The 13,402-nt window shown below is 70.9% G+C and carries 11 protein-coding genes and 1 pseudogene; 2 read left to right on the top strand and 10 right to left on the bottom strand.

What is annotated here, in order from left to right:
- Nucleotides 1–116: 116 nt before the first annotated feature.
- Genes ACFFNX_RS36280 through ACFFNX_RS36270 form a run of 3 tightly spaced genes read right to left on the bottom strand, consistent with a single transcriptional unit; the run spans nt 117 to nt 2,112 of the window.
- Nucleotides 117–1,046: an RluA family pseudouridine synthase gene (locus ACFFNX_RS36280; protein WP_378210523.1), complete on the bottom strand. Its 930-nt coding sequence runs from the start codon at nt 1,044–1,046 to the stop codon at nt 117–119.
- A complete protein-coding gene (gene lspA / locus ACFFNX_RS36275; RefSeq protein WP_378210522.1) occupies nt 1,046–1,693 on the bottom strand; it encodes a signal peptidase II in 648 nt (215 codons plus the stop codon). The genes ACFFNX_RS36280 and lspA overlap by 1 nt, the downstream gene beginning before the upstream one ends.
- Nucleotides 1,694–1,701: 8 nt before the next feature.
- Nucleotides 1,702–2,112 (bottom strand): TraR/DksA family transcriptional regulator, encoded by a 411-nt coding sequence (locus ACFFNX_RS36270; protein ID WP_285567187.1) that lies wholly within the window; start codon nt 2,110–2,112, stop codon nt 1,702–1,704.
- A gap of 671 nt (nt 2,113–2,783) precedes the next feature.
- On the opposite strand from ACFFNX_RS36270, the gene ileS reads away from it, so the two are divergent.
- Nucleotides 2,784–5,951, top strand: a complete 3,168-nt coding sequence (gene ileS / locus ACFFNX_RS36265; RefSeq protein WP_378210521.1) for an isoleucine--tRNA ligase — start codon at nt 2,784–2,786, stop codon at nt 5,949–5,951.
- Nucleotides 5,952–6,171: 220 nt separating this feature from the next.
- On the opposite strand, the gene ACFFNX_RS36260 is transcribed toward ileS, so the two are convergent.
- Nucleotides 6,172–6,885 (bottom strand): DUF1707 SHOCT-like domain-containing protein, encoded by a 714-nt coding sequence (locus tag ACFFNX_RS36260; protein ID WP_378210520.1) that lies wholly within the window; start codon nt 6,883–6,885, stop codon nt 6,172–6,174.
- A gap of 167 nt (nt 6,886–7,052) precedes the next feature.
- Between ACFFNX_RS36260 and ACFFNX_RS36255 the strand changes: the two genes are divergently transcribed.
- Nucleotides 7,053–7,601, top strand: a complete 549-nt coding sequence (locus ACFFNX_RS36255; RefSeq protein WP_378210519.1) for a nucleotidyltransferase domain-containing protein — start codon at nt 7,053–7,055, stop codon at nt 7,599–7,601.
- Nucleotides 7,602–8,001: 400 nt separating this feature from the next.
- On the opposite strand, the gene ACFFNX_RS36250 is transcribed toward ACFFNX_RS36255, so the two are convergent.
- The 6 genes and pseudogenes from ACFFNX_RS36250 to ACFFNX_RS36225 form a co-directional block, all read right to left on the bottom strand.
- Complete coding sequence (locus ACFFNX_RS36250) at nt 8,002–9,522, bottom strand: hypothetical protein (RefSeq protein WP_378210518.1); 1,521 nt, start codon at nt 9,520–9,522, stop codon at nt 8,002–8,004.
- Between the two features lie 135 nt (nt 9,523–9,657).
- Entirely contained in the window at nt 9,658–10,596 is a 939-nt protein-coding gene (locus ACFFNX_RS36245) for a DivIVA domain-containing protein (RefSeq protein ID WP_378210517.1), read from the bottom strand.
- Between the two features lie 50 nt (nt 10,597–10,646).
- Nucleotides 10,647–10,928, bottom strand: coding sequence for a YggT family protein (locus tag ACFFNX_RS36240; protein ID WP_285566527.1), 282 nt, complete (start codon nt 10,926–10,928; stop codon nt 10,647–10,649).
- A 21-nt stretch (nt 10,929–10,949) separates the two neighbouring features.
- Complete coding sequence (locus ACFFNX_RS36235) at nt 10,950–11,471, bottom strand: cell division protein SepF (RefSeq protein ID WP_378210516.1); 522 nt, start codon at nt 11,469–11,471, stop codon at nt 10,950–10,952.
- A 100-nt stretch (nt 11,472–11,571) separates the two neighbouring features.
- Complete coding sequence (locus ACFFNX_RS36230; protein WP_378210515.1) at nt 11,572–12,285, bottom strand: YggS family pyridoxal phosphate-dependent enzyme; 714 nt, start codon at nt 12,283–12,285, stop codon at nt 11,572–11,574.
- A gap of 740 nt (nt 12,286–13,025) precedes the next feature.
- Nucleotides 13,026–13,402: pseudogene (locus ACFFNX_RS36225) on the bottom strand (hypothetical protein); the annotation flags it as partial.

Below are 13,402 nucleotides of genomic sequence, written 5' to 3'. Positions count from 1 at the left end.
TTCCCGGATCTCAGACCGGCCTCGGCGAGAGCGCCGGGTGGCCGTCGACCGCGCGCCGGGCGCGGTCGACGCCACAGGGCCCGGGCGGGCCGAACCCGGCGCGATCGCCGCGCCGGTCAGGTCTCGTCGGCGGCGATCTCCAACGCATGGGCCAGGTCGTCGGGGTAGGGGCTCTCGAACTCCACCCAGTGCCCCTCGGTCGGATGATCGAACCCCAGCCGCACCGCGTGCAGCCACTGCCGCCGCAGCCCCAGCCGCGCCGCCAGCGTCGGGTCGGCGCCGTACGCGAAATCGCCCGCGCACGGGTGGCGTACGGCGGACATGTGCACCCGGATCTGGTGGGTGCGGCCGGTCTCGAGCTTGATGTCGAGCAGGCTGACCGCGCGGAACGCCTCGATCGTGTCGTAGTGCGTCACCGAGGGCCGCCCGCCCGCGACCACGGCGAACCGGCCGTCACCGGAGGGATGCCGGTCGATGGGCGCGTCGATCGTGCCCCGCAGCGGATCCGGATGCCCCTGGACGAGCGCCTGGTAGCGCTTGTCCACCGTGCGCTCCTTGAAGGCGCGCTTCAGCACGGAGTAGGCCAGCTCGCTCTTGGCCACGACCATCGCGCCGGTGGTGTTGGCGTCGAGGCGGTGGACGATGCCCTGGCGCTCGGCGGCGCCGCTGGTCGCGATCGTGTGGCCGGAGCCGAGCAGCCCCTCCAGCACGGTGGGCCCCGTCCAGCCGGGGGTCGGGTGGGCGGCGACGCCGATCGGCTTGTTCACCACCACGATGTCGGCGTCCTCGTACAGAATCGTCATGCCCGGCACCGGTTCGGGCCGCGGCTTCGGCGCGGCCGGCGGGGCGGGCAGGGTGACCTCGAGCCACGAACCCGCCTGCATGCGGTCGGACTTGGCGCCGGCCTGGCCGTCGACGAGCACGTCACCGGCGGCGATCACCTCGGCGGCGCGCGTGCGCGAGAGCCCGAACAACCGTGCGAGCGCCGCGTCGAGGCGCTCGCCCTCCAGCCCGTCGGGCACGGGCAGACTGCGATGCTCGGCCATCAGCGCTTGGCGTCCGGTCGGGCGCCGCCGCTCTGGTCGTCACCAGCGACCGGGACGTCCTGCGCCTCCGCGGTCACGTCCGGCTCCGCGGTCACGTCCGGCTCGGCGGTCTCATCGGGCTTGCCGGACTTGTCGTCGCGCTGCACCGTACCGTCCACCTGCAGGCCCCGTGAGGCGAGCAGGACGGCCAGCACACCGCCGCAGACGATCGAGGCGTCGGCCAGGTTGAACACCGGCCAGTGCGGCAGCTCGATCCAGTCGACCACGTGTCCGCGGAACACCCCGGGCGAACGGAACAGGCGGTCGACGAAGTTGCCCAGCGCGCCGCCGAGCAGCAGGCCGAGCGTGACGGCCCACGGCAGGCTGCGCAGCCGCCGCGCATAGCGAAGGATGGCCACGACCACGCCGGCCGCGATCACGGTCAACACCAGCGTCTGGCCGGTCGCGATGTTGAAGGCGGCACCACCGTTGCGGATCACCCGCAAGGTCAGCAGCCCGCCGACCAGCTCGATGGGCTGCGGCCGATCGGGCAGCGTCGCCACCACGATCGCCTTGCTGATCGCGTCGAGCGCGAGCGTGGCGATCGCGATGGCGACGAGCACGCCGATACGCCGCGGCCGGGCGCCGGCGTCTTGCCCTGGGTTCATGGCGTCGCTCAGCGACGCTCCTCTCTCTGTTTGCATATCACGCATAGGGTCGCACGCGGGAAGGCCTGCAGGCGCGCCTTCCCGATCGGCTGTCCGCAGGACTCGCACACACCATAGGTGCCCTGGCCGATCCGGTCGACCGCACGCTCGTTCTGGGCGAGCAGATCCCGTGCGTTGTAGGTGAGCGCCATCTCGTGCTCACGCTCGAACGTCTTGGCGCCCGCGTCGGCCTGGTCGTCGCCGGCCCCCTCCGTCACATCGTTCATCCGCTCGGCGATCTGCGACTCGGCCGCGGCGATCTCCGAACGCAGAGCCGTCATCTCCAGTTCCAGCCGGTCACGTACGTCGGCGAGCTCGCCCGCCGTCCAGTGACCTTCCCCCTGGCGGACCGGCAACCGCTTGGCGGTCGCCGGGGAGATCTTCCGTCCCGTCGCGGACGCGCGGCGTGTGCCGGTGCGTGTCGCGCGAGGCGCCTCAGCCGTGGGATTCCTATCCTTCGGGCCGGCAGTGCCGTCCATAGTCGGGCCCCCCTTGCGCCGATCATCTCTGGCAGTGCGGGAAGCATAGGTCGCGCGTCATCGAGACGGCAAATGACCAGGTCTTATAACACGCCGCATATGTCCTAATACACACGGTTAGCAAAGCCCACACAGACCGGCGGCTTACCCAAACTTGACGTGGGACGCCGGTCCGGACGCCGTCGTTCACCTACTAAACCCCCGATTTTACGCCGATCACCGGCCCGGACATCGCCGGGCGCCCGGGATCATGGACGGCGCGGGGCCTGGTCGGGAAGAACTCATCACCCCCCGTGCGTTATCGTCGCTATCGGCAAGGCGTTGATGGGGACACCTGCCGCCGTACGCAGCCATGAGCGACCCGGAGACGGTGTGAGTCCGGGGGCGTGCCCGGCGATCTGATCACCCCGTAGCCGCCGGCAGAACGGTCGTCACGACCCAGTAGATCCGGCCGCCGAGCATGAATGAGCGGGTCGCTCCCATCCAGGGCGGCCAAGGAGGGTGGTACCGCGGGGCCCACGTGCCTCGTCCCTCCGGTCCACGTGTCCATTCCGTGTCGCCGGAGGAGTCCCATGGCCGAAGAGCTGCGAGCGCGCCGGATGCGCGCTCTGCCCAACCAGGTCGACCTGCCCGCGCTGGAGCGCGAGGTGCTCACGCGCTGGCGCGAGGGCAAGGTCTTCGAGCGTTCCCTCGAGCAGACCGCCGCCGGAGACCCCTGGGTGTTCTACGAGGGCCCGCCGACCGCCAACGGCATGCCCGGCGTGCACCACGTCGAGGCGCGGGTGTTCAAGGACCTGTTCCCCCGGTTCAAGACCATGAAGGGCTTCAGCGTCCGCCGCAAGGCCGGCTGGGACTGCCACGGCCTGCCGGTCGAGGTGGCCGTCGAGCGCGAGCTGGGCCTGTCCGGCAAGAAGGACATCGAGGAGTACGGCGTCGCCGAGTTCAACGCCCGGTGCCGCGAGTCGGTGCTCCGCCACGTCGACGCGTTCGAGGCGATGACCGAGCGCATGGGCTACTGGGTGGATCTCGCCCAGGCGTACCGCACGATGGACCCCGAGTACGTCGAGTCCGTCTGGTGGTCGCTCAAGGTCATCTTCGACAAGGGCCTGCTGGTCCGCGACCACCGCATCAGCCCGTACTGCCCGCGCTGCGGCACGCCGCTGTCCGACCACGAGCTCGGCCAGCCGGGCGGCTATGAGACCGTGACCGACCCGACGGTGACCGTGCGCCTCCCGCTCGCCGAGGGGCCGCTCGAGGGCACCGACCTGCTCGTGTGGACCACGACGCCCTGGACCCTCGTCTCCAACACCGCCGTGGCCGTCCACCCGGACGTGACGTACGTGGTCGCGGCGCGCTCCGGCGAGCCCGGCCGCGTGATCGTCGCCGAGCCGCTGTTCGCCCGCGTCCTCGGCGAGGGCTGGCACATCGTCTCCCGCCACTCCGGGTCCGAGCTGGCCGGCACCGCCTACCGGCCCCCGTTCGACCTGGTGGAGGTGCCGGACGCCCACCGGGTGCTGACCGCCGACTTCGTCACCACCGAGGACGGCACCGGCCTGGTGCACCTGGCGCCCGCGTTCGGCGCCGACGACTTCAACGCCTGCCGCGCCGCCGGGCTGCCCGTCGTCAACCCGATCAAGCCGGACGGCCACTTCGACCTCGCCGTGCCGCTCGTGGGCGGCGTCTTCTTCCGCGACGCCAACCCGCGCCTCGTCGAGGAGCTGAGGGAACGCGGCCGGCTCTTCCGCGCCGAGGACTACGAGCACAGCTACCCGCACTGCTGGCGGTGCCACACGCCGCTCCTGTACTACGCGCTGCCCGCCTGGTACATCCGGACGACCGCGATCAAGGACCGGCTGCTGGAGGAGAACGAGGCCACCAACTGGTTCCCCGAGACGATCAAGGAAGGCCGGTACGGCGAGTGGCTCCGCAACAACGTCGACTGGTCGCTGTCGCGCAGCCGCTACTGGGGCACTCCCCTGCCGCTGTGGCTCTGCGACGCGGACCATGTGACGTGCGTGGGATCGCTGAAGGAGCTCGGCGAGCTGGCCGGTGAGGACCTGAGCACGCTCGACCCGCACCGCCCGTTCGTCGACGACGTCACCTTCGCCTGCCCCGAGTGCGGCGAGGAGGCCCGGCGCGTACCCGACGTCATCGACGCGTGGTACGACTCCGGCTCGATGCCGTTCGCCCAGTGGGGCGCCCCGCACCGGCAGCGGGAGACGTTCGAGGCGTCCTATCCCGCGCAGTACGTCTGCGAGGCGATCGACCAGACCCGCGGCTGGTTCTACTCCCTGATGGCGATCGGCACGCTGGTCTTCGACCGCTCGTCGTATGAGAACGTCGTCTGCCTCGGGCACATCCTCGCCGAGGACGGCCGCAAGATGAGCAAGCACCTCGGCAACGTCCTGGAGCCGATCCCGCTCATGGACAGGCACGGCGCCGACGCGCTGCGCTGGTACATGGCGGCGGCCGGCCAGCCGTGGGCGGCCCGGCGGGTCGGCGACGCGGCGCTGGAGGAGATCGTCCGCAAGGTGCTCCTGACGTACTGGAACACCGTCTCCTTCTTCGTCCTCTACGCGAACGCCTCGGACTGGACGACCGAGACGCCCGCGCCGGCGCCCGCGGACCGTCCGCTGCTGGACCGCTGGGTGCTCGCCGAACTGCACCGCACCGTACGCGAGGTCGACCAGGCGCTGGAGGGCTTCGACACGACGGCGGCCGGGAAGCGGCTCGCCGAGTTCATCGACGACCTGTCCAACTGGTACGTCCGCCGTTCCCGCCGCCGGTTCTGGGAGGGCCCGGAGGGCGGGCCGGCCAACGCCGCCGCCTTCGCGACCCTGTACGAATGCCTGGAGACGCTGACCCGGCTCATGGCACCGATGGCCCCGTTCCTGACCGACTACGTGTGGGACGTCCTGCGGCGGGACGACGCTCCGGACTCGGTGCACCTGGCGAGCTGGCCCACGGTGGACGAGACGCTGGTCGACCCGTCCCTGAGCGAGCAGATGGCGCTCGTACGGCGGCTGGTCGAACTGGGCCGCGCGGCGCGGGCCTCCTCCGCCGTCCGTACGCGCCAGCCGCTCGGCCGCGCCCTGGTCGGCGCGCCGGGCTGGGACCCGCTGCCCGCGGAGCTCCGCTCGCAGATCGCCGACGAGCTGAACGTCCAGGGGTTCGACACCCTGGCCTCCATCGGCCGCGACCTCGTCGAGTACGTCGTCAAGCCGAACTTCCGTGAGCTCGGCAAGCGGTTCGGCAAGCAGACGCCGCAGGTCGCCCAGGCCATCACGGCCGCCGAGCCCGCCGCCCTCACCCACGCGCTGCGCGAGTCCCTCACCGCGACGGTCGAGGCGGCCGAGGTCGGCAAGGTCGAACTGGCCCCGTCCGACGTGATCGTCACCGAGCGGCCGCTGAGCGGCTGGGCGGTCGAGAGCGCCGCCGGGGAGACGATCGGGCTGGACCTGACCGTCACGCCGGAACTCCGCCGCGCCGGCCTCGCCCGCGAGGTGATCCGCCTGGTCCAGGACGCCCGCAAGAACGCCGGCCTGGAGATCACCGACCGGATCGAGCTGTGGTGGCGCACCACGGACGCCGACCTGGACGAGGCGCTGACCGAACACGGCGCCGAGGTGGCGGGCGAGGTCCTGGCGAACGCCTGGCACGACGACGAGCCGGAGGAGGAACTGCCGGCGAACCGGGACGACGGCCTGCGGCTGACCTTCTGGCTGCGCAGGGCGTCCTGACGCTCAGGGCGGGGCCGCCGGCGCGGCCCCGCCCCCGTCACGTTCGCCTCCTAGGGCGTGTTTCAAAGTCCCGCCGTCCGGGAGACTCGCCGTCCGGGAGACTCCCCGCCCTCCCAGGGGGCGCCGACCCCACTTCCATTGTCAAGCCACCCCACACACCAAAGAAAGACCACACCCACGGCTGTGGAAAACCCACGACCCAACCACTTCGAGACAGGCCCTAGCCGCGTCGGCGGCGGCGCAGCTCGCGCTGCTGGTCGCGGAACTCGCGGTGGATCTCGCGCTGTTTCTCGCGGAACTCGCGGTGGATGCGGCGCTGCTCGTCGTGGAGCGTGTGGTGGTCCGCCTTGCCGGACAGGTCGGTGCCGTCCGCGGTCCGGCGCTTCACGTCCACACCGCCGAGCAGGTTGAGTCCGGTGAGCCGGACCACCGGGGCGTCCGCGTCGACCGTGTCATCCGGCGGCAGCGACGTGCCGCCGAGGACCGCGGCGATCGAGTTCACCACGCGTACGCCCGGCGGAACGGTGAGCTGCACGCCGCCCAGGATGTTGACGATGTTGATCGTGACCTCACGCTGCGACAGCACCGCCTGCCGGAGGTCGAGCTGGACGCCGCCGAACACCGCGACCACGTTGGTCTGGGGTTCGATCAGCCAGCGTCCCCGGCGATCGGCACCGCTGAAGATCGCGACGATGTTCGGCGTGCCGGACTGGGGCGGGGGCAGGTCGTCCCGGACGGCCGGTCCGGTCTCCGGCAGGCGCACACCGCCGGTCGCCGGCAGGTCCTCCACGATCGGCGCCAGCTCGGCGTACGTCTTCGCCTGGTAGACCGCGTCGAGGCGTTCGGCGTGCTCCTCGGCCGTCAGACGCCCCTCGGCCAGTGCCTCACGCAGTTGTTCGGCGACCCGATCACGGTCGGAGTCGGAGGCGCGCATACGTGAGGGGTCAGGCTCGGAAGGCTTTTCTGAGAGCTCCACAGGGGCATCATTGCGTACGAGGCAGGAAGAGCCAACGTGGAGTTGTCTTCGGTGTGCGGCGCTCTCTTCGGCGGGCCTCGATATCCGGTTGCCGGTGGCCGCGGGGGCCGTTAGCGTCCGCGGCCGTGGACACCCTCCGTACCGACCGGCAGCTTCGGCTGATCGCCGAAGTGCTCACGACGAGTGCGGAGTGCGGCGTCCCGCTGTGGCTCCGGGGCGGCTGGGCGATGGACCTCTTCCTCGGCGAGGTGACACGGGACCACCGCGACATCGACTGGTTCGCCTGGGCCGATGACGCGGAGCGTCTGAGCGCGGAGCTGACCCGGCGGGGGTACCGGCGGGTGGCGGGCCTACCGCCGGAGCAGCAGATCGACATGGTCAAGGACGGGGAGGACCTGAGCTTCAACCTGCTCCGCCGCGACGAGTCGGACCGCGTCGTGGTCGGAGGCGGCCCGTGGGCGGGCGCACCCTGGCCGCAGGACCTGCTGGAGCCCCACACCGGCCGCATCGGGAGTCTCTCCGCCCCGATCATCGCCCCTCGCGCGCAGATCGAGATCAAGCAGATGATGCCGATCTGGGTACCGGGCAGCCCACGCCGCCCGAAGGACACCGAGGACATCGCCCGCATCCGAGCGGCCCTCGCCTCGGCCCGACCCCCGAGACCCGGCACGTAGGGCCCCGGCGCGACCGAGCACACACCGGCACACCGGCCCGGCGCCGGACCGGTCCCGCCACCCACGCACCGTAAACGCCAACGATGTCACCCGCTCCCGAGTGCCCCTACTTCGGCCCGAGCCCCCAAGACCCAGCGCATAGAGCCCCGGTACGACCAAACACACACCGGCCCGGTACACGACCCACGCGCCGCGTCCCGGACGCCAACAACGTCGCCCGCTCCCAAACGGCCCTCCCCCGCACCTGGGTCCTGCGGCCCGAACCACCCGGGCGCTAAGGGCGCAGCGTTTCTTCGTGACCGGGTCGCGCGGGCATGCCGATCCGGTGCTGTGTCGTGGCCGTGGTTTCGCGTATACGAAAGGACCCGGCAGGGCCGGGTCCTTTGTGGTGTGGGCGAACTCAGTAAGAGTCGTCCGCAGAGTCCTTGTCGGGCTGGCACACCAGGCAGGGGGTGCAGCCGCGGTCCTTCGCCTCCGCGCGGGTCAGTGACTCCAGATCATCGGCGTCTTCCGCGATGTCCTCGATGAGGGCGCAGTTGGGGCGGTGGTAACGCTTGGTGCCGCTCAGGATGCGGACGAGCGAGGCATCCGATGTCACGTCCGCGTCGGCGGGCTCGGCGGCATCGGGCTCGGCGTCGGCGGCCGGCTCCGGGGTGTCGTCCTCGGCGTCGGTCGCGGAGTCGCCGGTGTCGGAATCGCCGGTGTCGGCCGGTTCTTCGGCGGGCTCCTCGTCGGCCTCGGGCTCCTCGGCGGACTGGCCGGTCTCGGCCACCTCCGTCTCGGCCGAATCCGTGTCCTCCTGGGCCTCTGCCGCCGGCTCGTGCTCCGTCTCGGGCGGCTGCTCCTCCGTCTTAAAGTCCTCGGCCGCGTCCGGCTCCTCGGCGGGCTCCGGCTCTGGCTCCGACGGCGCCGATTCGGCGGCCTCGGGCTCGGCGACAGAGTCCTCGGGCTCGGCGGGCTCCTCGGAGCGGGCCGCGTCGTCCTCGGCGGGCGTCTCGCCCGTGGTCACGGCATCAGTGGTCGCGGCGTCACCGGTCGTGTCGTCGGTGGTCGTGTCGTCGGTGGTCGCGGCGTCGCTCCGGTCCAGCGGCTCGAAGAACGACCGGCTGCGCGCCTGCGGTCGTTCAGCGGCCGGCTCGGACGGCGTCTCGGCGACCTCCGCCGGTGCCTCGGCCTCGTCGAGGGTGTCGCCCTCGGGTGTCTCGGTGAGCTCGGCCGCCGCGGGGGACTCGGCAGCGGGCGCGGTCTCATCGTCGTCCAGCCGGGTGACGGGCAGATCCGTGCGCGTCACCGATGCCGGGTCATCGTCCCTGGGGCGGGTGAGTTCGGCGGTGTCCGCCACGGTCTTCAGGGACTCGGTGGTGCCGGCGTCCTCAGGGGACGCGGGTGTCTCGACGGCGGGCTCGGTCTCCGTGACCGCCGCTCGTGCCGCCAGTGCCGTGTCGGGGAGACAGGCCGTACAGGGGGTGAAGCCCTCCTCGTGCGCCTCGACGTAGGTGAGCTCCTCCTTGTCGCGGCCCGCCAGTTGGCGGCAGGTCTCCAGGTGGTAGCGCTTACGGCCGGGGACCACAAAGACGCTCGTCTCGGCGGGTACGTCGATCGCGGTCGTCGGGGCCACCGAGACCGGTGTCTCCTCGCCCGCGCCCACGCGTGCCTTCGCCTTGGTCGTACGGGCGGCTCTGGACCGCGCCGCGGACTTCTTGGCGGACGACTCCGTCTCCGCGCTGCCGAACAGCTCCTTGCGACGCAGGAACACCCCGATGGCCAGGCAGAGGGCGGAGATGATGCTGACCCCGATGGAGACATAGATCAGCTTCAGTCCGTCAAGCCCTGCAACCTCGTGCCCCGTGTTGCCCGTGACGATGCCCGTGACTAGGAGGGCGATCGCCAGGACGACGAGCACACCACTCAGGATGATCACGCAGGTCTCCCTCTAACCGACCGTCGTACGGAGATGCGCAGCAACGCTAGCGCAACTTCGGCCGATTCGGTCGCCTCCAACCGGCTACCACTTCGTTCGAGGCGGGACATTCGCCTCTCGTGAGTGCCAGCGGGGTCAGCGGCGGTCGTGCGGCGGGTTGTCGGCGGTGTGGAAACCTCCCGTGGCGTGCTGGGCGTGCTGGGCGTGCTGAGGCTCGGGCTGCTGCTGCGGGAAGGGGTTCTGGCCGGTGTTGGCCGGTCCGACCGACGGCTGGCCGTTGCGCACCTCGGCGTGCTGCGGCACGGCGGGCTGCGTGGGCTGCGGGCCCGTACCGCTCGGACCGACACCGAACGGGGCGCCGTGGCTGGCTCCGGCCTCCAGCTCGCGCAGCTGACCCTCGAGGTAGGCCTTCAGGCGGCTGCGGTATTCACGCTCGAAGGCGTTGAGGTCGTCGACCATGCGCTCGAGCTCTTCGCGCTGCTGTACGAGGGAGCCCATCGCCTGGCGGTGGCGGTCCTGGGCGTCGCGCTCGAGGGACTCGGCGCGGGCGCGGGCCTCGCTGACGATCTGCTCGGACTGCCGGCGGGCCTTGCCGAGGATCTCCTCCGCCTCGCGGCGGGCGCGGCCCAGCGTCTCGTCGGCCTCGCGGCGGGCGTCGGCGATCGCCTGGTCGGCGGTCTGCTGCGCGAGCGCGAGGACGCGGGCGGCCGTGTCCATGTTGTCCTCGCCCGGGCTGCTCACCGGGGCGGGCGGCTGCGGCGGCGGCGCGACCGGGGGGATGCCGAGGCTGCCCAGCATCGGCTCCGGCTCCGGCTTGGGCTCCGGAGGCTTGGGCGGCTCGGGCATATGGGTCATCTCAGGCTTGGGCTCGACGATGGGAGCGGCCATCGCCGGAACCTTGCCACGAAGGCACTCGGCGAGCTTGGCCCGCAGCTCCTCGTTCTCCTGGATGAGCCGGTCGAGCTCAGCCTCGACCTCGTCGAGGAAAGCGTCGACCTCCTCTTCGTCGTAGCCCGGCCGAAGCCGGGTGGTACTGAACTGCTTGTTCCGCACATCCGCGGGTGTCAGCGGCATCTGGTCTCCTTGGCGCGCTTGGAGTCTGTCCCCGAACGGACGGTACCCGATCAGAGCGGCTGGACGACGATGATCAAGAACCAGACCATGAAGAAGAGGACCGTGAAGCTCAGGTCGAACGCAACGTTACCCAGCCGAACGGACGGGATGAAACGGCGTAGCAGTCTAAGGGGTGGATCGGTGACCGTGTAAGTGGTCTCCGCCAACACCAGCACCACCCCGGTAGGCCTCCACGACCGGGCGAACGCCTGAAGCGTCTCGAGTACCAGCCTGCCGATGAGGAAGAGCAGGAACAGGTAGAGCGGGATGCTCAGGTAGCTTCCAAGGTTCACGGACACTCTCGCATGTGGCTGTCAGCTCTGATTGAAGAACCCTCGTTCTGCCATACGGGCCTTGTCTTCGGCAGTCACCTCGACATTGGCTGGGGACAACAGGAACACCTTGTTCGTAACACGCTCGATGCTTCCGTGCAGGCCGAATATGAGACCAGCCGCGAAGTCGACGAGACGCTTCGCGTCACTGTCGACCATCTCGGTGAGATTCATGATCACCGGGGTCCCTTCCCGGAAGTGCTCTCCGATCGTGCGGGCCTCGTTGTAGGTCCTGGGATGAAGCGTAGTGATACGAGCGAGGTCTGACACCGCCGACTCGGCAAGAGGCGTCCGGCGCTCCGAGACGAACGCCTTGTGGTCGTCTTCGGCCTGGTCCGCGACTCCCGTGGACTGCTGAGGGGATGACTCGTCGTCCGCACGATCCACCCGGCGACGATCCGCGGCGTCGTCGTCGTAGATGTCGTACTCGTCGTAGTCATCATCGTAGCGATCGTCCTCCACAAGGCCGAGGTAGACCGCCATCTTGCGCATCGCGCTGGCCATACGCCCCCTCCGTCGTCCACCGACAAGAGATCCCTGCGGGAAGCTTCTACTGGTCGATCGTTACGTTTGAACACGGACGCCAAGGTCCACTGTGGGGACATTACCTGACGATTGCCCGTCGGCCTCCGAGCAACGCCGTACCAATCCGGACGTGTGTCGCGCCGCTCACGATCGCGTGCTCCAAATCACCGCTCATGCCCGCCGATACCGTTTTGGCGTCCGGATAGGCGGCGCGTAGAGAATCGGAGATCTCCGCGAGCCGGGCGAATGCGGGGGCCGGGTCGCCGCCGAGCGGAGCCACCGCCATCACGCCCCCGAGTTCGAGCCCCTCGGCGGCGGCGAGGGCGTCCGCGAGCGCGAGCACCCCGTCGGGCCGTACGCCGCCGCGGCCACCCTCCGCCGTACCGGCGTCGGTCTCGTCCAGGGAGACCTGGATCAGGCAGCGCGGCGAACGCCCGGCGGCGACCGCCGCCCGTGACAGGGCGTTCACCAGGCGCACCCGGTCGACCGAGTGGATCACGTCGGCGTACGAGACGACGGAGCGTGCCTTGTTCGTCTGTAGCTGGCCGACGAAATGCCAGGTCAGGTCCAGGTCCCGGCAGTCGGCCGCCTTGGCCGCCGCCTCCTGGTCGCGGTTCTCCGCGACGTCGGTGACGCCCAGGTCGGCGAGGAGCCGTACGTCGGAGGCGGGGAAGGTCTTGGTGACGGCCACGAGCGTGATCTCATCCGGCGCACGGCCGGCGGCGTGGCACGCCTTGGCGATGCGCTCGCGTACGACGGCGAGGTTCGCGGCCAGCTCTTCGATGCGGCTCATCCCTTTTCAGACCCTCCGCGTGGGGACGGCGGCAGAGTATCCCGCCGGGCCGGCGGCCCCGGCATCCGGGTCTGCGCGTGGAGCCGCACTGCGGCGCGGGCCCGGCCGCGATGACCGCGATGACATCGTGCGGGCCACCGTGGACCGGGCGTCCGTGGACCAGGCGCCCGCGGACCAGGCACCCGTGGTCCGGGCCGGCAGTAGAGCGGGCCGCCGTGGACCGGGGCGGCAGCGCGGGACCGACCGGCGTCGTTCGGACTCACCATGATCAAACCTTGCGACGGGCCTGGTGGTCGCCCTCGCGGTCACGTTATCCACAATCACGCCGCCCACCTGCACGGACGCTTCCAATCCTGGACAATGGAAGTGGGATGGCCCCCCGGGAGGGAGGGGCACACCTGGGAGGGGCACACCTGGGAGGGGCACACCTGGGGCGTGTCCGCCCCCACGCCGACCGGGGTCGGTTGTCTGTGCGGGGTGTGCGACGGCGGTGCGCTGGTGCCGTGACCCCCACGTCGACCGGGGTTCGGACGTCTGCGCGGGGTGTGCGGCGGCAGTGCGCTGGTGCCATGACCCCACATCGACCGGGATTCGGTCGTCCGTGCGGGGTGTGCAACGGCGGTGCGCTGATGCCATGACCCCCACGCCGACCGGGATTCGATCGTCCGTGCGGGATGTGCGACGGCAGTGCGCTGGTGCCGTGACGGGCCGGAAAGAACGGCCCGTCATCTCTTCGGCGGCTATTTCAGGAAGTCTGGCACGTCGAGGTCGTCGTCCTCGTCGAAGACCACGGGACGGCGGCGGGACGCGTCGGTGTTCAGGCGCGCCGCGGTCGGCTCGGTCGCCGGCCGCGGCACCTTAGGGCCCGCGACGGCCTCATTCGAGTTCGGGCGTTGCTGGGCGGGCGGCCCACCGGCCGATCCGCTCGCCGAGGATCCGGTCGACGCGCCGGAGTCGTGTGCGGGATCGTCGGACTTGCCCGGGCCCGGGGGGTCGTGCTTGGGGTCGGTCGGCTTCGGCACCTCCGCCTTGGGCGGGTCCGCCGGTGCCTGCGACTTGCGCTCTTCCGTCGGCTCGCCGCCGCGGGCCGGCGGGGCGGGCATCGGCGTGACGCGCG

It is taken from the genome of Actinoallomurus acaciae (genome assembly GCF_042429965.1).
Classification (GTDB): Bacteria; Actinomycetota; Actinomycetes; order Streptosporangiales; family Streptosporangiaceae; genus Actinoallomurus; species Actinoallomurus acaciae.
Note: the sequence above shows the minus strand (reverse complement) of the source record. Positions and strands in the feature narration are given on the sequence as shown.